Origin of the sequence: Secundilactobacillus hailunensis (genome assembly GCF_005405185.1) — a bacterium.
Classification (GTDB): domain Bacteria; phylum Bacillota; class Bacilli; order Lactobacillales; family Lactobacillaceae; genus Secundilactobacillus; species Secundilactobacillus hailunensis.
This window is the reverse complement of the sequence record NZ_BJDO01000032.1, coordinates 1-22,693: the sequence shown is the minus strand read 5'-3', so window position 1 is coordinate 22,693 and position 22,693 is coordinate 1. Positions and strand designations below refer to the sequence as shown.

Sequence of the window (22,693 nt, the reverse complement as noted above, 5' to 3'; positions counted from 1 at the left end):
CAAAAAAATTCAGGATCACGAAACGATCCTGAATCCGATTCTATAAGACGACTGTCTGTGCACCAAAATTCAATTTGGCATCTTCCATCCCTAAAACTTCCCGAGTGACTAACGCACAGCCACCCAGCAAAGTCGCGTAATGGGAATTTTTAGTTAATTTGATTGGGACCCGTATTGACGGTGCCATTTGCGCGTAGAAGCTCTCAATCTGCGGTTTTAGTTCTGGCAGTGCCTCTATCAATGGTGAGTTTAGGAAAATCACATCTGGATCGAAATTGTTCGCCACATTATAGATAATGCCAGCAACGTTTCTGACAAATCCCGTTAAAGCCGACTTAGTTACCTGATCATCTGCTTTGAACAGTCTGACCACATCTTCACGGGTCATGTTATCGGCATGTTTTTGGTCCTGAATTTGAGTAATAATCGCATCTTCAGAACAGTAATCTTCAACTTTTCTTGGTTCTCCATCCCAATTACCGTCGATAGAAACAGACCGGCCAATTTCACCTGCTTCACCATGAATCCCACGATGGAGACTTTGATGAATAATCAGCCCAGCACCAATCCCACGGTGAATACTGATAGTTACCATATTAGATAACTGCTCGTTAGCTTTATTAAAATCACGCTCGTAGACAGCAGAAACGTTGGCTTCGTTTTCCAGCAAAACCGGCACCTGAAACTTCTGCGTATAGTAATCTTCCAAGTCCACTTGGCTCATATCCAAGAACGGTGAATAGGTCACCTTATTGTGATCAACCGTCCCGTGAATGGCAAAGCTGATGCCTAAAAGTCCGTGACTTGAGTGATCATTAGCTGATATATTTTCTAATTCAGCATCAATTAATGGTAAAATTTGTTTGAGTGTCAGTCCCTTAACATTAACCTGTTTATAAGACAGCACATCACCAGATAAATTATTTTGCATAACGTGCAAATGACGGTACCCAAAATCAAAGTTCATGGTGTAACCGTATTTTCGGTTGACCGCCAGCAACACAGGCTTACGACCACCAACGTTTGAAGCATCACCCTCGCCCAGCTCTTCAACGTAACCCTGATCTTTTAAATCCCTGTATAGAGCAGAAACCGTCGACTTGTTAAGTGCTAGATTCCGTGAAATTTCAATTCTCGAAATTGGCTGATGGTTGAAAACTTCGGCAAAGACTGATTGAATATTTTGTTGATGAAGCTGCATTCGATTGCGAACTGCACTCGACATTTTGTTTCCCCCTTTGGTACTAACCCTAATTTATTGTACACTATTCTTAATTAAGTCTACAACTAGGGTCTAAACACCCTGAAAATAGTGCATTACCGTTCTTCATTTTAATAACCATAACATATTTTTAATAATGAAAAAAAGGAGTTTTTCATGAAAATCGCAGAATTTGGCGTTGAATCCTGGCTTAACCAGTGGGAAAAAAGCGCCAAGTATGACATTTCTCAAAGTACGATCGATTCAATGACCATTACCGAACTGCTCAAAATGACCGGTGATGATCCCAGTGTCCTTTACGACCAGCTATCACACGTCAAGATGAACTATGGCTGGATTGAAGGCTCACCGGAGTTCAAAGCTTTGGTCAGTGGCCTTTATAATCACGTAAAATCTAATCAGGTGCTGCAAACTAACGGTGCGACTGGTGCCAATTACCTCGCTCTTTACTCACTGATCGAACCAGGTGATCACGTGATCAGTGAATACTCTTCCTATCAACAATTGTATGATATTCCGCGCTCACTGGGCGCGGAAGTCGACTTTTGGCACATCCATGAAGCCGATAACTGGTATCCAGACATTAATGAACTAAAGCGGCTCATCCGGCCAAACACCAAGATGATCTGTTTGAATAACGCCAATAATCCAACTGGGACCTTGCTGGATAAGACCTTCTTACAGCAAGTGGTTGCCTTAGCGAAAACGGTTGGCGCCTATATCCTCATTGATGAAGTTTATCAGCCGTTGGATCATCCCGAGAATTTTACTTCCATCGTCGACCTTTACGACCGCGGTATCGCTACTAACTCGCTGTCAAAGACCTATTCATTTCCTGGTGTCCGCATCGGCTGGACTGTTGCTAGTGATGCAGTTTCAGATCTGTTTAGAAAATACCGCGACTACACCATGATCTGCGGCGGCGTCTGGAATGATATTTTGGCGGTTTATATTTTGCAGCATAAAGACGTGGTACTTGCCCGCAACCGCAAGCTGGTTTTACACAACCTGGAAATCTTTAAAAACTGGGTAGCCTCCGAACCGCGGGTCAGTGTCGTGCTGCCTCAAGCCGTTTCCACATCGTGTGTTAAATTCGATATTCCAGAAACCACTGAGAGTTTTTGCTTACGGCTGTTAAAGGAAACCGGTGTGCTATTAGTTCCAGGGGAGCGCTTTGACTTGCCAGGACACGCTCGTTTAGGGTATTGTACTGATGAAACAACTTTAAAGACTGGACTCAAAAAATTGTCTGAATTTTTACGCCAATTTGATTAAACCTTACGGAGGCTAATATTATGGCAGCAAACGAAGCGTTACTCATTATTGATTACACGAATGATTTTGTGCATGATAAGGGTGCTCTCACCTGTGGCGGGCCGGGCCAAGTGCTGGAACCAGCCATCATCAAGCTAGCCAATCAATTTGAAGCAGACGGCAGCTGGGTCATTTTACCCACCGACGTGCATACGCCAAATGATCCGTACCATCCAGAAACTAAGCTATTTCCACCGCATAACGTTCGTGGCACTTGGGGCCGGGAATTCTACGGCAAGCTCAAGCCGTGGTTTGAAGCACATCAAAACGATGACAAAGTTTATATGTATGATAAAACTCGCTACAGTGCGTTTGCTGGTACCGACCTTGACCTGCGTTTACGTGAACGTCACGTGGATACTGTCCATCTAGTAGGTGTTTGCACCGATATTTGTGTACTGCATACCGCTGTGGATGCTTATAATTTGAACTATAATATCGTGGTTCACAAGGATGGCGTGGCAGCCCTGACGCCAGCTGGACAGGAATGGGCATTAGGCCATTTCGAACACGTTCTTGGGGCTAAAATTGAGTAGAAAAGAGTTTTTCGATGCAACCGTACTTTAATAAAGTCACTCAGGCCGGCTATGATCAAATTGCCGCTGAAATTGAAACTGCTAAGCAGGACCGACCTGGTAAAATCAAAGCACTTTCAGACGCCCGGGCGCTGGGTGATCTATCAGAAAACGCGGAATATAGTGCCGCTAAGCGTGATCTGCGTCACCTCGAAAGTCGTCTACGTTATTTAAAAAAACAGCTCAAATACGCGCAGGTCTACGAACCCACTGATAACGATGTAGTTGAAATTGGTAAAAGCGTTACGCTGCAGTTTGAGGATGATCAGTCCGAGGAAGTATTCGAACTGGTGGGTAATCCCGAAGCTGATATTGCCAACAATAAAATCTCGCTGTCTTCTCCCATTGGTCAAGCGTTGCTAGGCCATACCACTGGTAATGTGGTGACGATCAGTTCACCAAATGGCGATTATCAGGTGAAGATTTTGGCCGTTAAAAAAACTGCTTAATTACTGATATTAAAATGATCCGCTTAAATCATTCCTAACTAGGAAAGGTTTAAGCGGATTTTTTGACCCTATTGTATTATCACTGATAACCGATTTGTTAAATACTTCATCAAAACATCCGCAAACTAATCTACTTCAGAAATTTGTCGCAAAGTTGCCTTTAAATCCAATATGGAAACCTATTTTACAAAATATCTTTATTTTTTTGCGATATTGAGCAATTAGCTATTGTTCAATTAAATACAAGTGGTACGATTAAGTCAGTGAAAACGATTTCATCTTCGTTTTTTTATTTTCTGAAAGAAGGCAATTAATATGGAAGCAATTGTAATTAAACAGTTTGGTTCAGCAGATGAGTTTTATGAAACTGAGGTCGATCTGCCTCAAGTCACTGATGATACAGTGCTAGTCGGTGTCAACGCATTCAGTATCAACCCAATGGATATCGCGGCTCGCATGGGTAAGTTACCGGCACCATTTTCGGCTAATTGGAGTTTTCCATTGGTTTTAGGCTGGGACTTCGCCGGTACTGTTGCTAAAGTGGGTAAAAATGTTACCGGTTACAAAGTTGGTGACCGCGTCTTTGGCGGTATCCCTTCCAGTCATGCGGGTAATAACGGTTCTTATGGCCGATTCGTTGTCACAACGCCCGATATCATGGCCAAAATTCCGGCTGGTTTGTCCTTCGACCAGGCCGCTGCTTTACCAGTCGCTGGCGGGACAGCATATGTAGGTATCGTTGAAAATTTGAAAGTAAAGCCTAACGATACCATCTTAGTTCAAGGCGGTGCTGGCGGAGTTGGCCTGTTTGCCGTTCAAATTGCCAAGGCTCAAGGCGCTAAGGTAATTGCAACTGCAAGTGCCCCGCATAACGAATTATTAAAACAATTGGGTGTAGATCAAGTCGTTGATTATCACAAACAGACTGTTGGCGATGTCGTCAAAGACGTTGATGCCGTCTTCGATACTGCCGGTGATATTGCCGGTGGCCTGACCGCACTGAAATCTGGTGGTAAGCTTGTCACAGTTGGCGGTCAACCAACACCCGAACAAACCAGCCTACCCGATAAGTCCGTTAGTTTCCAATCCACCCATGCAACGACTTCCACTTATGAACATGTTGCCAATCTGGTAACTTCAGGTAAAGTGAAAATTCAGCTGCAAACTTTACCACGGTCAGCTGATAATGTGATCGACGCTCAAAAACAAGTTGAAGCGCATCACATGACTGGTAAGTTCGTCATTCACGTTAAGGACTAATCCTTTAATCAACATTATAAATAGAATCGTAAAAACGACAGCTAGTTTTCCAAATTGGATACTAGCTGCCGTTTTTACTAAAGTTTTATCTTTAACTAAATAATTATCTAAATTTCAGATCAGTTTACCGGTAAATCAGACCACCATCAACCATAATGGCTTGTCCAGTAATGTAGTCAGCTTTTTCACTGGCTAAGAAGGAAACTAAGTTCGCAACATCGGCTGGTGTTTCACCACGACCCAAGGCAATCCCTGCAAGATAGCTCTTGATGGATTCACCAGGTGCCACGTTGTGCAGTTCACCCAGTTCAGCATCAATCTGATCCCACATTGGTGTCAGCACGATACCTGGGCAATAAGCGTTAACCGTAATCTTATCTTGAGCCAATTCTTTAGCAGCAGCCTGCGTTAACCCACGGATGGCAAATTTAGTCGCTGAGTAGCCACCTAATAATTCAAAGCCTTCATGACCGGCAATTGAAGAAGCGTTGATGATCTTACCTGGTGTCCCCTGCTTCTTGAATTGGGCAGCTGCGGCTTGAATTCCAAAGAGCGTCCCCTTGACGTTAATGTTTAATAAACGGTCCATATCCTCTTCTGTCGTGTCACAAACCTGTGCCACATGAGCGATACCGGCGTTGTTAACGAAAACGTTGAGTTGACCTAATTCAGATACCGTCTTAGTAACTGCATCAAAGACTTGCTGCTTGTATTGAACATCCGCTTCAATAGCAATTGCCTTGCCCCCATCGGCATTGATCTTATCAGCAACCTTTTGAACCTTTTCCAAATGACGGCCAGCAAGCGAAACCGCAAACCCATCCTTGGCAAGTTGTAATGCGATGCCTTCACCAATCCCTTGACCGGCACCCGTAATTAAAGCTACTTTTTCATTTGCCACAATAATCAGCTCCTACTTGTTATTTTTTTCACAACTAAATATACCTGAATGTCTTTCATTCGTCAACGATTTAGTGTAACTTGTTAGATTATATTTTCATGGCATAGTGTTATTAGTGGTAATTTGTATTGGATTACACAATGTATGATATTAAATTAAAAAGCAGTCAGAATCATCAGAGATTGATGATTTTGACTGCTTCTTTGGAATTTTTACTTTTACATTGCCTAATCGGGCTACTTCGGGCAGAGAGTTACATGTAAGGCAGGCGAGCATAAATCCAAGTTCGGAATTTTTACCCGCCTGCCTTACACTCCACTCTCTAACAGCCCTCATTCGCACCTTGCCTAATCGGGCTGCAACAAGCAGAGAGCTGCATGTAAGCGGGCAAGGACATAAATCCAAGTTCGGGATTTTTGCCCTTGCCCGCTTACACTACGCTCTCTAACCGCTTGTTTCCGCACCTTAGGCCGTTGGATCCACCTTTTTTTCAATCCAGCCTAAGACAGCATCCAAAATAATCGCCATCAGTGCCGTTGGTAAAGCACCTGCTAGGATAATCGCCGTCCCATTAGTGGCGTTCGTCCCACGAATGATGATGTCCCCTAGACCACCAGCACCCACGAAGGTCCCGATAGCGGTAATCCCAATAGCTAACACCAGCGCGTTCCTTAAACCAGCCATAATCACTGACAAGGATAACGGAATTTCCACTAACCTGAGTAGCTGAATTCGCGTCATTCCCATACCAGTTCCGGCATCCAATAGCGCCGGATCCACGTTACGCATCCCAGTATCCGTGTTTTTGATAATTGGCAGCAGTGAGTACAGGAACACCGTCACAATAACGGTATTCACACCCAAGCCTAAGCCAATCATGATAATTGACAGCATCGCTAGTGATGGAATGGTTTGGATCACGTTAGCAATACCAATCACGATACCATTTAACTTTGTATGATGCGCAATGAAGATACCGATTGGAATACCAACAATTGCGGCTAGGATCACACCGTACACTGAGATCAAGAAGTGACGGTTAAACTGTGCCAGAACGTAGGAACCGTTATGAGCGTAATAGTAAATGAGCTGTTCCCAAAGATTCATATGCGCCATTAATTGCCACTCCCTTCAAAGTAATGATGCTGTTCAAGATATTGCTTAGCAACCACTTCTGGTTCCATCAGGTCATTATCAACTTCATAGTTCAGTTTTTGCATGGTCTTCAAATCAATTTTGCCGCTTAGCTTCGCAATCACTGGTTTGAGTTCCGGATGCTCTTTAAGCACTTTATTCGTTGCCACAGCACTTGCGGTATATGGCGGGAAGAAGTGCTTATTATCTTTTAGCATCTTCAAATGATAACTATCAACCCGGCCATCCGTTGAGTAGCCTAATATGGCATCCATTTTACCAGCAGCCACCGCGTCATAAACCAAACCAATCTGCATCGGGTGAACGGCACCAAACTTATAGCCGTAAGTCTTCTGGAAACCATCATAGCCGTCGCCTTTACGGTTCAGCCAGATTTGGTCGATACCGACATTCATCTTACCAGCAACGGGTTTTAGATCACTAACAGTATTCAAGTGATCGCGTTTGGCGGTCTTTTGAGTCACCATCCACACGTAGGTATCCGCGAACCCGTACGACTTAAAGTAAGTCATATGATAGTTATTCTTAAAGTAGGTTTCAACGGTTTTCGTCGCTTTTTGCAGGTTTCGTTCAACCGGCCGCCCCATGATCGTGGTCAAATCAGAACCGATGTAGCGAATAGCTGAAATGTCAGCTTGGTTATTTTTAAGCGCATTAAATGACACGTTGGCCGACCCCAAATTATTAATAATGGTCGTGTGCAAGTTCGTATCATGTTCAATCATGTCTTGAATCATATAGGACATAATCTGCTGTTCAGTCGTATTTTGTGAAGCAATCCGGATCGTGTCGCTGCCAGTTCCCGCTAATCCCGGAAACCCGCAGCCGGCTAGTCCAATCATTCCCAGTAAGGAGAAGCCCAGCATGATCAGCCATCTTTTGATGTTTTTCATGGTTTCCCCTCCTATCCTTCTGTTGTCTGTGGCGTTAACGCGGTTTCAACTTTGCCTAATACCCAGTCAACCAGCAATGCCAAAATAATCACCGGAATTGACCCACCTAAGATCAGATCACTGCGGTACAGGTTTAACCCGTTGAAAATGAAATCACCAAGTCCGCCGGCACCAATGTATGACGCCAAGGCAGCCCAGGCAATGACGTAGGTCGCTGACAGCCGGATACCAGACATGATCACCGGTGCAGCCAGCGGCACTTCAACTTTAATGATTGATTGCCAGCCAGTCATGCCCATGCCCTTAGCCGCATCTTTCAACGTGGGATCCACATCGTTCATGCCAATATAAGTGTTCCGTAAAATTGGCAACAACGAGTAAATGAACAAAGCAATGATCGCCGGTTTAGCCCCAATCCCAAATAACGGAATCATAAACGCCAATAATGCCAGCGCTGGAATAGTTTGCAGCATACTGGCAATTGAGATTACAATGCTAGCCGTTCGTTTGGTTCGCGTCAGAGCAATTCCTAATGGCACCGCCACGATTGTTCCTAGTCCAAGAGAAATCCCGGAAATATAAATATGCTGCCAGGTCTTCCCCAGCAACGATAAACCATAGACGGACAAAAAATGCATCATTTGGCGTCACCACCTTGATCTGCAGCAGCCGCACTCGTCTTGGTATCCTCGCTATCATCCTTTTTATCTTCATCGCCCCAAAGTGCATCGTACACAATGTCCACTAAGGCGGCCCGGGTCACGATACCGACTAATTTATGATCGTTATCCACCACGGGAATGTTCTTAAACCCACGCTTTAAAATTCGTTCGACCGTATCACGCACTAAGGAGTCTGATTTCACGTAAAAAACGTCTTCGTGCATGACATCGCCGACACTGGTAGCTGTCTTAAAGTTATAATCAATATCTTCAATATCAATATAGCCCTTCAACGTACCGCCATCGTCAGTCACCAGCAGTGAATCGACTCGCCGGTCATGCATCATTTTCAAAGCTTCTTTTAACAACTTGTCAGGAGTAATAGCCGCCACGTTTTTCAGCATAACTTGCCCAACGGTAGTAATACTTGGCCGGGCTTGAATCAGCCGGTCCTTACCGATCAGGTTCTCCACGAACTCATTGGCTGGGTGCCGCAAAATTTCATCCGGTGTTGCCACCTGCATGATCTTGCCGCTATCCATAACCACGATTTTGGTAGCTAACGTCAATGCTTCATCCATATCATGGGTCACAAAAATAATCGTCTTGCCGAGACGTTCCTGCAAGTCTTTGATCAAATCTTGCAACGACTCACGGGTGATCGGGTCCAAGGCGCCATAGGGTTCATCCATTAAAATGATATCTTGATCGGCGGCTAGGGCCCGCACAACACCAATTCGTTGCTGTTGCCCACCTGACAGTTCAGAGGGATAGCGATCCAGAAATTCCTCTGGCAGATCAACTAACTTGATCATTCTCTTGGCCCGCTCGTTCATTTTATCTTGTGGCCACTTCAATAGTTTTGGCACCAAGGTAATATTTTGCCGAATCGTCATGTGAGGCATGAGCCCGATGTTTTGAATCACATAACCGATCTTACGCCGCAGTTTAACGGGATCCATTTGGCTAATATCTTTGCCGTTGATTTTGATCGTGCCAGATGTTTGCTGCAGCATCCGGTTGATCATCCGCATAGTAGTTGTTTTACCAGAACCAGAAGTCCCAATAAAACACACGAACTCACCCTTTTCAACTTCCAGGTTAAAATCCTCCACGGCGACTTTGCCACCAGGGTATGTCTTGTTGAGATGTTCCATTGATAAAAACATCGGTCTAATCCCTTCCTCTCTGCATCAATTATGAACAAATGTCTAAAAACATTTGGTTTAATTGTACCACTTATACATTCTGACATAAATTTATAAGGCGCCCAGTTTGATGACTGAGAGACCGTCAAATTAGTATTTTAGCTTGGTATTCAATCAATAAAGTAAGCGCTTTTATTGGACTTTTACAAGTTAGTCAGTATAATTAGATTGTACACAATTTGATCCATGAAATGAGGTAATTTCGATGGCAAAGAAACTCTATACTACAACGATGACTAACAAAGGCGGCCGTGCAGGTGAAGTTTGGTCTAATGATCATAAATGGGATTTCAAAATTGGAACACCCGGTGTCGATAAGGATTCAACCAACCCAGAACAATTATTCGCTGCCGGCTTCGCTTCCTGTTTTAATGGCGCCTTAGACATTGCTTTACAGCAAGCAGGCGTCTCTGCTGAACCAACTGTTCGCGCAAAAGTCTCCTTATATCAGGAAGGTAACGAACCCGATTTTCATATTGGTGTGGACTTATTTGGCCACATTGACGGATTAGATGAAGCTGAAACTAAAAAATACATGGCCATTGCTGAGACGATCTGTCCTTATGCTAAGGCAACTCGTGGGAATATCGAAGTTACGGTCAATGCTGAATAACGTTCAGCTAAAACTGGCTTGTCAGGTCGATTAGATCTGACGAGCCAGTTTTAGTTTATTCTCACAAGTTAAAGTTTGAAAAAGTTTTGTAAACTACTAAAGGTTTAGTAATCAATATTTAGTGAATCTAATTTATTTATTAAAATCCTATACACACAGCTTTTATATCTATTAAATAAAGATGCTTTATATAACTACTTCTTATTACTCTATTTAGTCGCTCATGAAAGGGGTTGCATTTTAAATCACAGATGCTTATAATGCTTTTTAGGTTAGTTGCTTTCATAAACCAACTTATCAAATACCAACTCACACTGTTCCAACTCACACTGTTCCAACTCACATTTTAGATTTTTTAAATTGCGTTTTGAAAGCGGTTACTGCAATTATTATTTTCGTACACTGTAACTAATCGTCTATTTTGATAGGGGGATTCGTTTATGTCTAATGCAGGTACTAAAAAGCTGCATCACTTACCCGTGGGCCTCATATATTTCTTCGGTGCCTTGGGTGGTCTGTTGTTTGGTTATGATACCGGTGTCATTTCCGGTGCCATGCTATTTATTGGTCATGAGTTAAACATCGCAAACGGTTCGTTTGCATATGGTTTCTTAACTGCATCAACTTCAATCGGTGCCGTTTTTGGAGCCTTCTTCATTGGACCGTTGTCTGATAGGTTTGGGCGTCGGCACTTGCTGATCACAGCCGCAATCATCTTCTTCTTTGCCGCTTTAGGTTCAGCATTCTCGCCAGATTACATTCTTCTGGTTTCATTCCGGTTCTGCTTAGGTATCGCCGTTGGTGCCGCATCATCATTGATTCCAACGTATCTGGCCGAACTTGCCCCAGCCGAAAGACGTGGGACTGTCGGGTCTCTATTCCAATTAATGGTTATGACCGGTATCTTCTTTGCTTACGTGTTTAATGAATGGTTCTCACCACAAGGTGGGTTAAGCCTTGCAGAAAGTATCAGTTGGCGCTGGATGTTAGGGTTAGCTGCTGTTCCTGCCGCTATCCTTTGGATTGGTGCTATCTTCTTACCTGAATCACCTCGTTTCCTTGTTCGTAAACATGATGAGAAAACTGCACTTGCAGTATTACGTCAATTTAACCCAGACGAAAAAGTTGTTCAAAAAGATTTAAGTGATATTAAAACTCAAGCTTCCATTCCTTCTGGTGGTTGGAAAGAATTGTTCGGTCCAGTCGCTCGACCCGTTTTGGTCATGGCCGTTGGGTTAGCTATTCTGCAACAAGTCATGGGTTGCAACACAGTTCTGTACTATGCGCCAACCATCTTTATTTCAGCTGGATTCAGTACTCACTTTGCTTTGCAATCACATATCGTTATTGGTATCTTTAACGTGATTGTTACTGCCGTTGCCGTCAGCATCATGGATAAAATTGACCGTAAAAAGATGTTGATTGGTGGTGCCATTGGTATGGCCGCTACACTGTTTGCAATGTCAACTGCTATGTTGCTGTTGCATGCTGGTAACGGTAACTTGGGATCATGGGTTGCTGTTGTTTCCTTAACACTTTATATCGCCTTCTTCTCCGCAACTTGGGGTCCTGTAATGTGGCTCATGATTGGTGAAGCTTTCCCATTGAACATTCGTGGGTTAGGGAACTCATTTGGTGCAGCCGTTAACTGGTTCGCTAACTTCTGTGTTTCTGAAACCTTTACCGTTTTGTTAGTTGCCTTCGAACCAAAAGGTGTTGCTAACCCAGAAGGTCAAGGTATCGCACGGCTGTTTATCGTTTATGCCCTCTTCTGTGTTCTGGCTATCTGGTTCGTGCACAAGAAGGCTATTGAAACCCGTCACCGTACACTTGAAGACATTGAAGCTGGTCTTCGTGAACGGGCGGCTGCAAAGGGTTATGATCCAGAAACTGGTGAACTTAAGAAGTAATTAGTTTCGGATTTAATTGAATTAAGTTTAAGGGATTTCAGACTATCATAATCGATCAGTTTGGAGTCCCTTTTATTGTGGATTTAGATATTAAAGTATCGTTCTTTGTCACATAACTTAATCTCTTGGTAATTGTTAGTTAACATAACTGCAACATTCCCCGTGTATGCTTTTCAGTAATGATTAATAAATAAGGGGATTTTTTAAAATTATGTCAAAAGCGAATATAAAAATGAAACTAGCAGCATTCTTATTGATTTTCGGGTTCGCCTTTGGAATGGGCACCGATCTTACTTCAAATATCAGCACACAGACACAAACAGTGACAGCACAAGCCTCAACTAAGGTTTCTGCTAGCCAAGCTAAGCAAATTACTAAGATTAACGCTAATCTATCTAAAAACCAAAAGGCAGCCAAGAACTGGATTGCCTATCACGAATCACGCTACAGCTACACTGCCCGTAACGGAAACTGTTATGGCCGTTACCAATTACTAAGAGCTTACCTGCACGGCAACTACAGCGCAGTTAACCAAGAAAAGTCAGCTAACAAGTACGTTAGTGGCCGTTATGGTACTTGGACCCATGCTAAGAGTTTCTGGCAAGCACACCACTGGTACTAGAGTGCAACAACAGGCGTTTTGCCCCAGAGTATAAGACGAAAAAATATGCTGACAGTCGTTTTTTGACTGTCAGCTTATTTTTTTGACTTATACGGCCGGGGCATGCCGGCTTGGCGCACATTTCGACTAAATAAAAGAAAAGTTCTCTGCAAGATCTTCGATTGTTTTTTAGTCCCCGCCTTTTTCTAGTCCCCGATTACTTTTTCATCTTATCAACTTTCTTAGACAACCGGGAAACTTCCCGCGTTAACTGTTTAATCTGCTTAGTTAACGCTTCATTTTGCTGCTGTTGGGCATTCGCTTGACCGGTTCGATCAGTGAAGAAGTCGGTGATCGTACTGGTTAACAAACCAATAAAGCCCACACCGCCCAGCATTAAGAAGGCTGCAATCAGTTTGCCCCACGCAGTATGCGGTGAATCATCACCGTACCCAACGGTCGTGGCCGTGGTAATTGCCCACCACAGGGACTCCGACAGTGTTTGATGCTCCACAATGGAGAACAGCAGCGCGCTGATACAGATAATGACTACACTAATGGTAAACAGGTAAATAAACCCCGTGTCGTAGGTAAAGCGGTGAAAGTCCCGGGTCCATTTGCCAGAGATCCCCAACTTCCAAAAGACGTGGTGGGTGCGGATCATGCGAAATATTCTGGCTAGCCGAAAGAGCGAAAACGCGGGATGCATCGGTAAAATACCTAACAGATCAAAAGCGTTATTGATCAAAAACCACTTACGATTTTTAGTAAGGATCAGCCTGACTACATAATCGATAACAAAAAACGCCAGTAAGGCTTGAAAACTGATGAAGCCAACTAGCCCCACCTTGACCTTTAACATCATTAAAGTAGCTAAAACACTGGATGCAAGAGCTAAAATAGCCACAATGACATGATAAATGACCAGCCACCTATCTTGCTGCTTTTTGGTTAACTTAAGCATATTACTTCGTCTCCCCAGTACCGTAAATCGTCTTCAAAGTCCCAATATCACCCGATGACAATTGTGTGTTACCTTGATCGACTGGATACATTACGGAATTACGATAATGACTATGGTCTAATCCTAGCGCGTGTCCCAATTCGTGAATGGCGACTGATTTTCTGATTGCCGCTGAGGGGTAATACACGTTTAAACCAGCCTGGGCGTGGTTAGCTGTATAGGCATTCCACCCCGTCTGCTGAATGATCTGAGGCCCACCGTGACCGGATTCAATCATGGTCGTATTGCCATTACTTGGCATCTGCTTCGAGTAAACGAAAAAGGTAATTGAATTTTGGCGGTCCGTTCCAGTGCCCGGTACCAGCTTGACGATTCCCGTTTGGTTATAAACGTTAACGGCGTTCTCAAAAACCGCTTTCGCCGCAGCCGGAACGTTATCATCAAAATGATAATAGTAGGTTCGCGATAATTTCCGATTCTGAACGATTGATTCAATCGGGGTATCACTCGCTGACGTCTCAGATCTTTGTGTCTGTTGCGTCGTTGTTTTAAAGTTAGGATCAATTTTTTCGATGACCTTATCGATTTCACCGGTAAAATTGATCGGTGCCGGTTTTGAATCCATTGCCATTGGCACGAACACCACCGCTAAACCTAATGTGACCCATGTTAACCAGCCCTGATACCTCACAGCAGACACCTCCTTAAATTGATTAATTACCCATAGATTACTGATTCTGACGGTAAAGGTCAATTAATCTGGGGGAATTACACGAAATTTTAAATAGTTTTTCAAATGATATTTCAGAGCAGCCTTCTTGTCCCATAAAATATTTCTAAATTTTTTGTGGAATTTCTGGATTATGAGTCTATAATGAAATCGTTTACAATCACTGATTTTATTAGGGAGGCCCTATCTTTGACACAGAATATTTGGAGAAAAACAGCTACAGTTATTTTAGGGGCAACGTTGGTTGGTGGCGTATTTGTTGAAATTCCGAATGCAGTAACAACTACACAGGCACAAGCGGCAACAAAAATTTCTTATTCGACATATACAAGTGATTTAAGTGGTTTGAAAGCAGCACTAGGTAAAGCTAGTCCTGTAGTTCAGGGTGAAATGGCAAGTAGTTTAAAAATTGATCCTAATATGGCTTACACTGATAGCGGTATCGGTTCCTTTGGTACTTATTTAAGCAATTTAGGAGCTTCCATGTTTAATAGTGTCACAAATAATGATGAGGATGCAAAAGCTTTTCAGGCTGATCTAAATGCCTTAGTCGCATCATATAATGTGTTTAAATCAAGGTTATCAAATGGCAGTCAAAGTCAGTTAGAGTCCTTAAAAACAGGTATTCAAAGTCAAATTAAATCGTATAATCTAGATGTGTATGTATGGGGGCAAGTAGATACACTCGCTACTTCATTATCCGGATACGCCGATGCTTTGGACAACGCAATGGTTGATGATTACGGCAGCAACTATCATGGCGTTACTGCTGAACCAAAAGCTAAAGCTTCAACCAAAAAAAGCTACATTTCCAAGCTTTCCATCAAGAAGTACTCCAACAAGAACGTCAAAGTAACGGGTACTGCTAAACTTTATAAATCTGCTAATTACGCACGTATCAATACCTATAAAGGTAACAAGTACACTAAGTTAAGCAGCAAGCACAACTTCAGCAAGACCGTCTACGCACCAAAGGCGAAAACGGTAAAAGTCACTGTTGGCCACTACAGCCACGGTCACTTTACCTCAGTTACAAGCACTAAAACGGTACACATTAAATAATTATCACTGAAGTATTGCTCTTTAAGCACCTCGATCAAGCGACCGAGGTGCTTTTCGTTTGAGAAGCTAAAAAAGCCGATAGAATTTATCCATCAGCTTTCAACTTTATTTCACCTATTTACTCAAATGGTTCACCGTACAAGTCGCCAAATGATCATCCAAAATACCCAGCGCTTCCAGCCAGGATTGAACAATGGTTGGACCCACAAACTTGAACCCGGCTTTTTTCAGCGCCTTGCTGATCTGCTGGGATAACGGTGTCTGCGCAGGCACTTCCACCATTGACAGATACCGGTTCACAATCGGCTGACCATCCACAAAAGCCCATAAATAGGCATTCATCGTCTTACCCGCTGCGTGCCATTTCCCCAGTTGTCGTGCGTTATGAATGGTATCCTTGATCTTCAGCCGATTACGAATAATCCCAGCATCATTTAACAGCCGAACGACATCGTTATCATCGAATCGCGCAACTTTTGTCACATCAAAATCAGCAAACGCCACCTTAAAGTTGGCCCGCTTATTCAACACCGTCTGCCAGCTTAAACCCGCCTGCATCATTTCCAATGTCATCAGCTCAAAAGTTTCCCGCTCATCGGTTGTCGGCACGCCCCACTCGTAGTCGTGGTAACGGGTCATTAATTCATTCGCATTTTCCGCCCAGTCGCAACGCGTCATAGTTAACCTCCTAGCAATTAAGAAATCTTTTCAGTTGCTAGCAGCTTAGTCAAATAATCGTGGCTGGCCCGCATTTCGCGGCTATCGTTTTGATCAGCGAGATCAATTTCGTAGATGTTAGTGGCTTTGGGATTCACCACTTTCATGACCCGCTGCCAATCGATCTTACCCTTACCTAACTGCAGACTGTCATGGTGTTCGCCCATGGAATCGACAAAGTGGTAGTGAACCGTTTGCGGTGCCAATCGTTTAATGCTTTGAACGAGCTTATCATTATCACCATGCAGCACAATAAAGCCGTGGCTAATATCGTAGCAGAGCCGGTAATGATGGGCTATCACTGCTTCTTCAATCTCGTCATCGCCGTAGTCAAAGGCTGGCGAGATCGAATTTTCAAACATCACGTGGTTGCCGCCTAATTGCTGAAAATAATCCAGCCGGTCAAAAATCACTTTGCGTCCCGTTTTTAAATCCCCAAAAGCGTTCACGACGGCATCCTGGTCGGAATAGCCACCATGAATGAGGACTTGTACGTTTAATTTAATCGCCAGTTCGATCAACGCATCCGCGCTGCCCATCATAAATTTGTAGCCATCAGGGTCCTTCAACGCGGAGACCGCAACCTCATTATGATGGTGATCAAACCCCATTGGATGATGGATCACAATCTTGCGCACACCAGCTGACTGCACGTATTTGACCATTTCTGCCAAATGCACTAAACCATTTTTGGTCATATCGTGTTCATCCGTATAGAATTCAAACACTGACGGATGGTATTGTAACCGCTCATTCGTCTGTTCCAGTGATGTACTTGCTTTTAAGCCTAAATTCGGCATCATTTAATCATCTCATTTCGCCTTTATTTATAACACCGCTGCTAGTAGATAACGATTATTTCGCACTGAACTGCGTTAAACATAACCAAATGTTAATACTTATAGAAATAATCAGCTATTAGCTCATACAAAAAGCCCATCTGCCAAATTGGCAAATGGACTTTTAAAATGCCTCTTATTCAACGAATTATCGGTCTGATTTGCGTTTCTTGATACCAATCAGTCCTAACAAACTCATTAACGCTGTGCCAACTACTGCTAACCATGAAGATTGCTGCTCATTAGTTTGCGGTAATTGACCCTGTGCAGTGGCATTCTGCTGCGTTGTCCCTGTCTTGGAATCAGTAGTACCACTTACAGACGTACTTTCAGCTGATTGAGCCATCGTCTTAGCAATGTTATTACTGGTTACCTGCGTCGTTGCGTTAGCAGCTCGACCATTAGCCGTCTGTTTCAACGAATCGCCAGAATAGTTATTAGTTGCCTGTACCACCGTCTTTTCAGTGTGACTGCTAATGTTTTGTGTCGTCACATTATTTGAACGGTTACCAGATCGGTTAGTTGTCACGCTACCAGAATGGTTACCAGTTTGCTTAGTCTTGTGACTAGTTGCTTGCGATTCAGAAGCCACTTTAGTCTTAGTCGTTTTCGCTGATGAACCCGGCTTTGATCCAGGACGTGCTGTCGTCTTGGTTGCTGAGTTCTGTGCTTTAGTTGCCTGCTGTTCAGCGGTGGTTGACGTGACTGCTTGGGTCGGTGAATCTGTAGTAGTAACTGGCTGTGGCTCAATGGTGTAACTGCCTGGTACGGTCGTGATTGTGTAATTGGTATTCGACTTTGGTGCCAGCGTGACCATTATTGGGTGAACGCCAACATCACCATTGGTCCCGTAATTCAGTTGATAACTAACTGGGATACCCTTTGCTGGAACACCAGTAACTGTCGCGGTTGCCGTACCAGTGTATGGCTGACCATCATCCGTCTTGGTAATACCACTTGGTGCCGTAATCGTCACGGGAGCTGGTGTAATCGTTAAATGACCAGCTGTGATATCGCTTAACGCAATCGTATAGTTAGGATTTAACTGCTGTAATTCGGTAAACCCAGCTTTACTCAATGTCACAGCATACGTACCAGCATCTTCGCTTTGATCTGCACGAGTAAAGTCAGCAGCAGCCCATGTTGGTGCCGTCAATTTACCAGGTACTGTGACCGCGTAATCAGTCGGATCAGTGGCAGAATCGCCATCATAAACCTTAGTCTGGTTGCCGATTGCCACTGTACCAAGCTTAGTTTGTGCAAGTGCAACTGGTTCAATGACGAAATTACCAGCCACCTCGTTTTCTGGATCAGGCGTAATGACGTAGTTCGGGTTAGCAGCCTGTAATTTCTGCCAACCAGCGGCACTTAACGTAACTGGGTATGAACCCACGTTTTCGGATGACCCTTGACGAACAAAGTCTCCAGCGGTAAATGTCGGCTGATTCAGCTGCGTGCCTTTAATTGTAACCGGGTAGACGCTAGGATCATTAGCTGGCTGTCCGCTATACTGCCGGTAAACCGAATCAATGAAGAAACGATACTGTGGTGTAGCTGGCGTGATCGTTAAACTGCCAGCTGTCGTTTTAACCGTGTAATTGGGATTAGCCCCAAGCGTCACGGTAATCGGATAACCACCATTCTTAACATTGATATCTTGACTGATATCAGTCAGTGAATAGTGCAGCGCATCCGCTTTGCCAGTGTTTGGTAAACCAGTAACCGCTGCAACATTGTCACTGCCAGTGTATGCCTTGCCATCATAAGTCTTAGTCAAGTTCGGCGCAGTGATCGTAACTGGTGCCTGATTAATCGTTAATGTGCCATCAACATACTTAATCGTGTAATTGCTGTTAGCATCCTTGAGTATTGCTTTAACGGTATACGTACCGGCATTGACATCTTGACTGATATCAGTGAGGTTAAACTCTGGTGCCGCAGCTTTCGCAGGCGTTCCAGTTACGTTAGGCTGATAAACCTTATTATAAGCAGTGCCATCGTAAACCTTGCTGACGGATGGTGCTGTTACCGTAATTGAAGCTGGCGTGATGTTGAAGCTGCCCGCCTTAACGTTATTCGCTGTAAAGCTGTAGTTAGCGTTGGCATTGTTCAGATCTTGAAGTCCCTGCTGACTAAGCTCAACCGTGTAGGTGCCAACATCTTGACTGTTTGATGATAATTCAAAATCATCAGCCGTCCATTGCTTAGGTGCTGAAACACCAGTTGGTAACGTCACATCGTATACCTTAGGCGTTGTCGTCGCGTCGTTATCATAAACTTTAGTTGCCGTGCCAAGTTGAACGGTAGCTTGATCACTCTTAGTTACCGTGAACGTGCTTGGCACAACAGTTACCTTGTAGTTTGGATTACCATCATCAATCACACTTAACGTATATGAACCGACATTAACAGCGTCAGCTAATGATGATAAATGATATTTCACAGCAGTACCCTTAGCCGGTTGACCAACTACCGTAGCAGCATTATCAGAAATCGTGTAACCACTGCCATCATAAACTTTAGTTAAGCCTTGCGGTGCGCTGATGGTTACTGGTGCTTGCTTGATCGTTAATTGACCAGCAACAACACTGGCATTGCTAATATCATAGTTGCCATTGGCGTCCTGTATTTTCTTAAGGCCACTAGCCGTCAGACTAACTGCATAAGTCCCCACATCTTGACTCTTAGCCGCAGTCGTATCGAAGTCGGCTGCCGTTAAATCAGTTGGTACTGTGAGGCTTGGATAATCAGTTACAGCCGTTGGACCAGCCAATGTAAAGGTTGGCACATCGGTAGCGTCGTTATCGTAAGTCTTATCAGCACTGCTAATTGTAATTGCGTTTGTAATAGCCTTTTTAGCAATCGTTAACTTGCCATTCTTAACTGCTACAGTGTAGTTTGGATTCTGCGTTGCATTCGCTTTAATAACCAAATCATAACCACCAGCGTTAATATCATCAGTTACTGAAGTCATGGTGTAAACCGGATCATCACCAGTAACTGCACCGCTGACACTAGCCTTCAAATCAGCATCAGTGTAAGCCTGACCGTCATAAGTCTTGGTCAGCGTTGGCGCAGCGATTGTAATAGTCTTAGGCGTGATCGTAAGTTGACCGGCTTTAACGCTGTCAGCTGAAATGACATAGTTAGGGTTATCATTTTGCAGTGCAGTAATCGCAGCACTGGTTAATTTAACGTCATACGAACCCACGTTTTGACTAGCAGCCGCTGAAGTATCAAAATCGGCTGCCGTAGTTGTCGGCATCGTGAAGTTTGGATAAGCGGTTGCATCCGGTCCAGTTAATGTAAAGGCTGGTACCTTGGTTGCGTCGTTATCGTAGACTTTACTCTCTGAATTAATAGTGAGCGCTTGTGAAATCGTCTTAGGCATGATCGTCAAATGGCCAGCAGTCGGTGTAATCGTGTAATTGTGGTTGGCAGCAGCCGTGCTATCAAACGTAATGCCAATATCATAACCACCAGCATTCACATCACTGCTGAGATCAGCCAGCTGATATGCTGGTACATCGTTACCGACTGCGCCATTAACAGTAGCCTTCAAATCAGTGCCTGTGTAAGCTCTGCCATCATAAACCTTAGTTAACGTTGGCCCGGCAATTGTAATGGCTTTAGGCGTGATCGTTAACTTTCCATTAGTAGTCTTTATATTGTAATTTGAATTCTTGGCTGGATCTGCTGTAATGATCAAATCATAGCCACCGGCGTTAACATCATTGGCTATCGAAGTCATAGCGTAAGCCGGTTCATCACCAGTAACTGCGTCGCTGACACTAGCTTCCATATCAGCACCAGTGTCCGCCTGACCGTCGTAAATTTTGTTGACGGTTGGCGCAGTAATGGTGATATCTTTTTTATTGATCGTCAGAATACCACTTTGAACGTTTCCAGCAGTCACTGCAAAGTTTGGATTATTCCGATTTAATTTAGCAATCCCAGCTGCGTTCAGCGTGACCGCGTAGCTACCGGCATTTTGACTGACTTTCGAAGTATCAAAATCAGTCGCATCCAGCTGCGTCGTCCGGTAACCCGCTGGCCCAGTGACGGTAAACGTTGGCATCTTAGTAGCGTCATTATCATACGTTTTAGAAGTATTGCCAACTGTGACTTTACCGGTAATCGGTTTAGGCATAATCGTTAAGTTACCCTTTGTGACGGTTACCTTGTAGTTTGGATTCTTGGCTGAATCTGCTGTAATAATCAAATCATAACTACCAGCGTTAACATCATTAGTTACTGAAGTCATGGTGTAAACCGGATCATCACCGATAACTGCATCGCTGACACTAGCTTTCAAATTAGCCCCAGTATACGCCTGACCGTTATAAGTCTTGGTCAGCGTTGGTGCCGCAATGGTAATGGCCTTAGGTGTGATCGTAAGTTGACCAGCTTTAACACTGTCAGCTGAAATGACATAGTTCGGGTTATCTTTTTGCAGTGCAGCAATCGTAGCACTGGTTAATTTAACGTCATACGCCCCCACGTTTTGACTAGCAGCCGCTGAAGTATCAAAATCAGCAGCCGTAATTGTTGGCAGCGTGAAGTTTGGATAATCAGTCGCATCCGGTCCAGTCAACGTAAAGGTTGGCACGCTGGCTGCACTATTATCGTAAGTCTTAGTTGCCGAGCTAACGGTCAACGCATCCGTTGTTACCTGTTTAGGCGAAATGGTTAACGAACCTGCGTTAGCGTAGGTAACTGCGTAGTTGCCAGCATCGGCGGATGTGATTGTTGCCGTTATTGGTACTGTCCCAGCGTTAACCTGCTTGCTGATATCAGTCAGCGTAAGTGTTGGTGGAGTCACTCCTGCTGGCACACCGGTCACAGAGTATTGATCATCACTACCAGAATAGGCTCGGCCATCATATGTCTTAGTCAAGGCTGGCAGCGTCACAGTAAGCGGTGCCTTCGTAATTGTAAATGATCCCGCTTTAACACTGGTCATATCAAACGTATAGTTCGGATTAGCCTGCTGTAATTTAGTTAATCCAGCCTGGCTTAACTTCACTTGATAAGTGCCAACGTTTTGGCTGTTAATCCCGCTGTTATCAAAATCAGCAGTCGTCCAATCTGTTGGTACTGTGAAGTTGCTGTCACCAGTCGGTCCTTGCAGCGTATCCGTTACCGGATTATTGGCTGCGCTGCCGTTATAAACTTTACTGCTTCCACCCAACGTAATCGTTCCCGCAGTCAATTTCTTAGGATCAATCTTCAAGTTCCCATTAACCGTCGTAATCGTATAGTTCGGGTTAGCATCCGCCTTAGCCGTTACCGTAATCGGTGCAGCCGTTGTGACGTTCACATTAGTTGGCACGTTGACCGTGTAAACCAATGTGGCACCAGTCGCAACCGTATCAGCTGTTGCGGTCACTGGATCACCATACTGTTTACCGTCATAAGTTTTTTCAACACTATTGGCTTTGATGATCACTGGTCGTTTATCAATGATCAATTTGCCACCAGTAATGCTGTTTTTATCAAGAACATAATCCTTATTAACAACGTGTAGTGCTAGTTTTGTAACATTTGTCGAGTAGCCCATTGATTAAAGCAAATTATATGCAAAAACCCCGCATTTGCGGTAGCTTCTAAGGTGACTA

Annotated in this window: 19 protein-coding genes; 8 read left to right on the top strand and 11 right to left on the bottom strand. The window is 43.9% G+C overall.

Features of this window, described 5'->3' with window-relative positions:
* Nucleotides 1-40: 40 nt before the first annotated feature.
* Nucleotides 41-1,225 carry an ROK family transcriptional regulator gene (locus FFM73_RS08810; RefSeq protein ID WP_137631387.1) on the bottom strand — a complete coding sequence of 395 codons (1,185 nt, stop codon included), beginning with the start codon at nt 1,223-1,225 and terminating at the stop codon, nt 41-43.
* A gap of 153 nt (nt 1,226-1,378) precedes the next feature.
* Between FFM73_RS08810 and FFM73_RS08805 the strand changes: the two genes are divergently transcribed.
* The 4 genes from FFM73_RS08805 to FFM73_RS08790 all read left to right on the top strand — a co-directional run bounded on the left by FFM73_RS08805 (nt 1,379) and on the right by FFM73_RS08790 (nt 4,820).
* Nucleotides 1,379-2,497 carry an aminotransferase gene (locus FFM73_RS08805; RefSeq protein WP_137631386.1) on the top strand — a complete coding sequence of 373 codons (1,119 nt, stop codon included), beginning with the start codon at nt 1,379-1,381 and terminating at the stop codon, nt 2,495-2,497.
* 17 nt (nt 2,498-2,514) lie between these two features.
* Nucleotides 2,515-3,072, top strand: coding sequence for a cysteine hydrolase family protein (locus tag FFM73_RS08800; RefSeq protein ID WP_171001257.1), 558 nt, complete (start codon nt 2,515-2,517; stop codon nt 3,070-3,072).
* Between the two features lie 14 nt (nt 3,073-3,086).
* On the top strand, nt 3,087-3,560 hold the full coding sequence (gene greA, locus FFM73_RS08795) for a transcription elongation factor GreA (protein WP_137631384.1): 474 nt from the start codon (nt 3,087-3,089) through the stop codon (nt 3,558-3,560).
* Between the two features lie 315 nt (nt 3,561-3,875).
* A complete protein-coding gene (locus tag FFM73_RS08790) occupies nt 3,876-4,820 on the top strand; it encodes an NADP-dependent oxidoreductase (RefSeq protein ID WP_137631383.1) in 945 nt (314 codons plus the stop codon).
* A 124-nt stretch (nt 4,821-4,944) separates the two neighbouring features.
* Here the strand turns inward: FFM73_RS08790 and FFM73_RS08785 are convergent, their stop codons facing one another.
* The 5 genes from FFM73_RS08785 to FFM73_RS08765 form a co-directional block, all read right to left on the bottom strand.
* The gene (locus FFM73_RS08785; protein ID WP_089137278.1) at nt 4,945-5,724 is read right to left on the bottom strand and encodes an acetoin reductase; all 780 of its coding nucleotides are present in this window, start codon (nt 5,722-5,724) and stop codon (nt 4,945-4,947) included.
* Between the two features lie 462 nt (nt 5,725-6,186).
* Nucleotides 6,187-6,837, bottom strand: coding sequence for an ABC transporter permease (locus FFM73_RS08780; RefSeq protein ID WP_137631382.1), 651 nt, complete (start codon nt 6,835-6,837; stop codon nt 6,187-6,189).
* Entirely contained in the window at nt 6,837-7,769 is a 933-nt protein-coding gene (locus FFM73_RS08775; RefSeq protein ID WP_137631381.1) for an osmoprotectant ABC transporter substrate-binding protein, read from the bottom strand. Before FFM73_RS08775 ends, FFM73_RS08780 begins: the two co-directional genes overlap by 1 nt.
* Nucleotides 7,770-7,780: 11 nt before the next feature.
* Entirely contained in the window at nt 7,781-8,410 is a 630-nt protein-coding gene (locus FFM73_RS08770) for an ABC transporter permease (RefSeq protein WP_089137276.1), read from the bottom strand.
* Nucleotides 8,407-9,600, bottom strand: a complete 1,194-nt coding sequence (locus FFM73_RS08765) for a betaine/proline/choline family ABC transporter ATP-binding protein (protein ID WP_137631380.1) — start codon at nt 9,598-9,600, stop codon at nt 8,407-8,409. The genes FFM73_RS08770 and FFM73_RS08765 overlap by 4 nt, the downstream gene beginning before the upstream one ends.
* Before the next feature lie 244 nt (nt 9,601-9,844).
* Here FFM73_RS08765 and FFM73_RS08760 point away from each other — a divergent pair, with 244 nt between their 5' ends.
* From FFM73_RS08760 to FFM73_RS08750, 3 genes are all read left to right on the top strand, one after another.
* On the top strand, nt 9,845-10,252 hold the full coding sequence (locus FFM73_RS08760) for an Ohr family peroxiredoxin (protein WP_137631379.1): 408 nt from the start codon (nt 9,845-9,847) through the stop codon (nt 10,250-10,252).
* A 440-nt stretch (nt 10,253-10,692) separates the two neighbouring features.
* Nucleotides 10,693-12,162 carry a sugar porter family MFS transporter gene (locus FFM73_RS08755; protein ID WP_137631378.1) on the top strand — a complete coding sequence of 490 codons (1,470 nt, stop codon included), beginning with the start codon at nt 10,693-10,695 and terminating at the stop codon, nt 12,160-12,162.
* A gap of 277 nt (nt 12,163-12,439) precedes the next feature.
* On the top strand, nt 12,440-12,784 hold the full coding sequence (locus FFM73_RS08750; protein WP_373278652.1) for an aggregation-promoting factor C-terminal-like domain-containing protein: 345 nt from the start codon (nt 12,440-12,442) through the stop codon (nt 12,782-12,784).
* A 196-nt stretch (nt 12,785-12,980) separates the two neighbouring features.
* On the opposite strand, the gene FFM73_RS08745 is transcribed toward FFM73_RS08750, so the two are convergent.
* Both FFM73_RS08745 and FFM73_RS08740 read right to left on the bottom strand, forming a co-directional pair.
* Entirely contained in the window at nt 12,981-13,727 is a 747-nt protein-coding gene (locus tag FFM73_RS08745; RefSeq protein WP_137631376.1) for a potassium channel family protein, read from the bottom strand.
* Nucleotide 13,728: 1 nt separating this feature from the next.
* Entirely contained in the window at nt 13,729-14,418 is a 690-nt protein-coding gene (locus FFM73_RS08740; RefSeq protein ID WP_235874488.1) for a M57 family metalloprotease, read from the bottom strand.
* A 228-nt stretch (nt 14,419-14,646) separates the two neighbouring features.
* On the opposite strand from FFM73_RS08740, the gene FFM73_RS08735 reads away from it, so the two are divergent.
* Complete coding sequence (locus FFM73_RS08735) at nt 14,647-15,519, top strand: hypothetical protein (protein ID WP_137631375.1); 873 nt, start codon at nt 14,647-14,649, stop codon at nt 15,517-15,519.
* Nucleotides 15,520-15,633: 114 nt separating this feature from the next.
* On the opposite strand, the gene FFM73_RS08730 is transcribed toward FFM73_RS08735, so the two are convergent.
* The 3 genes from FFM73_RS08730 to FFM73_RS08720 form a co-directional block, all read right to left on the bottom strand.
* The gene (locus FFM73_RS08730; protein WP_137631374.1) at nt 15,634-16,197 is read right to left on the bottom strand and encodes a DNA-3-methyladenine glycosylase I; all 564 of its coding nucleotides are present in this window, start codon (nt 16,195-16,197) and stop codon (nt 15,634-15,636) included.
* Nucleotides 16,198-16,214: 17 nt separating this feature from the next.
* Complete coding sequence (locus FFM73_RS08725) at nt 16,215-17,039, bottom strand: sugar phosphate isomerase/epimerase family protein (protein ID WP_137631373.1); 825 nt, start codon at nt 17,037-17,039, stop codon at nt 16,215-16,217.
* Between the two features lie 184 nt (nt 17,040-17,223).
* Nucleotides 17,224-22,635: an MBG domain-containing protein gene (locus FFM73_RS08720; protein WP_137631372.1), complete on the bottom strand. Its 5,412-nt coding sequence runs from the start codon at nt 22,633-22,635 to the stop codon at nt 17,224-17,226.
* Between the last annotated feature and the right edge of the window lie 58 nt (nt 22,636-22,693).

What these genes read in the sequence shown, in the direction of transcription:
- FFM73_RS08810 (WP_137631387.1), bottom strand. Translation starts at nt 1,225, where the DNA reads ATGTCGAGTGCAGTTCGCAATCGAATGCAGCTTCATCAACAAAATATT.
- FFM73_RS08805 (WP_137631386.1), top strand. Translation starts at nt 1,379, where the DNA reads ATGAAAATCGCAGAATTTGGCGTTGAATCCTGGCTTAACCAGTGGGAA.
- greA (WP_137631384.1), top strand. Translation starts at nt 3,087, where the DNA reads ATGCAACCGTACTTTAATAAAGTCACTCAGGCCGGCTATGATCAAATT.
- FFM73_RS08790 (WP_137631383.1), top strand. Translation starts at nt 3,876, where the DNA reads ATGGAAGCAATTGTAATTAAACAGTTTGGTTCAGCAGATGAGTTTTAT.
- FFM73_RS08780 (WP_137631382.1), bottom strand. Translation starts at nt 6,837, where the DNA reads ATGGCGCATATGAATCTTTGGGAACAGCTCATTTACTATTACGCTCAT.
- FFM73_RS08775 (WP_137631381.1), bottom strand. Translation starts at nt 7,769, where the DNA reads ATGAAAAACATCAAAAGATGGCTGATCATGCTGGGCTTCTCCTTACTG.
- FFM73_RS08770 (WP_089137276.1), bottom strand. Translation starts at nt 8,410, where the DNA reads ATGATGCATTTTTTGTCCGTCTATGGTTTATCGTTGCTGGGGAAGACC.
- FFM73_RS08765 (WP_137631380.1), bottom strand. Translation starts at nt 9,600, where the DNA reads ATGTTTTTATCAATGGAACATCTCAACAAGACATACCCTGGTGGCAAA.
- FFM73_RS08760 (WP_137631379.1), top strand. Translation starts at nt 9,845, where the DNA reads ATGGCAAAGAAACTCTATACTACAACGATGACTAACAAAGGCGGCCGT.
- FFM73_RS08755 (WP_137631378.1), top strand. Translation starts at nt 10,693, where the DNA reads ATGTCTAATGCAGGTACTAAAAAGCTGCATCACTTACCCGTGGGCCTC.
- FFM73_RS08750 (WP_373278652.1), top strand. Translation starts at nt 12,440, where the DNA reads ATGGGCACCGATCTTACTTCAAATATCAGCACACAGACACAAACAGTG.
- FFM73_RS08745 (WP_137631376.1), bottom strand. Translation starts at nt 13,727, where the DNA reads ATGCTTAAGTTAACCAAAAAGCAGCAAGATAGGTGGCTGGTCATTTAT.
- FFM73_RS08730 (WP_137631374.1), bottom strand. Translation starts at nt 16,197, where the DNA reads ATGACGCGTTGCGACTGGGCGGAAAATGCGAATGAATTAATGACCCGT.
- FFM73_RS08725 (WP_137631373.1), bottom strand. Translation starts at nt 17,039, where the DNA reads ATGATGCCGAATTTAGGCTTAAAAGCAAGTACATCACTGGAACAGACG.
- FFM73_RS08720 (WP_137631372.1), bottom strand. Translation starts at nt 22,635, where the DNA reads ATGGGCTACTCGACAAATGTTACAAAACTAGCACTACACGTTGTTAAT.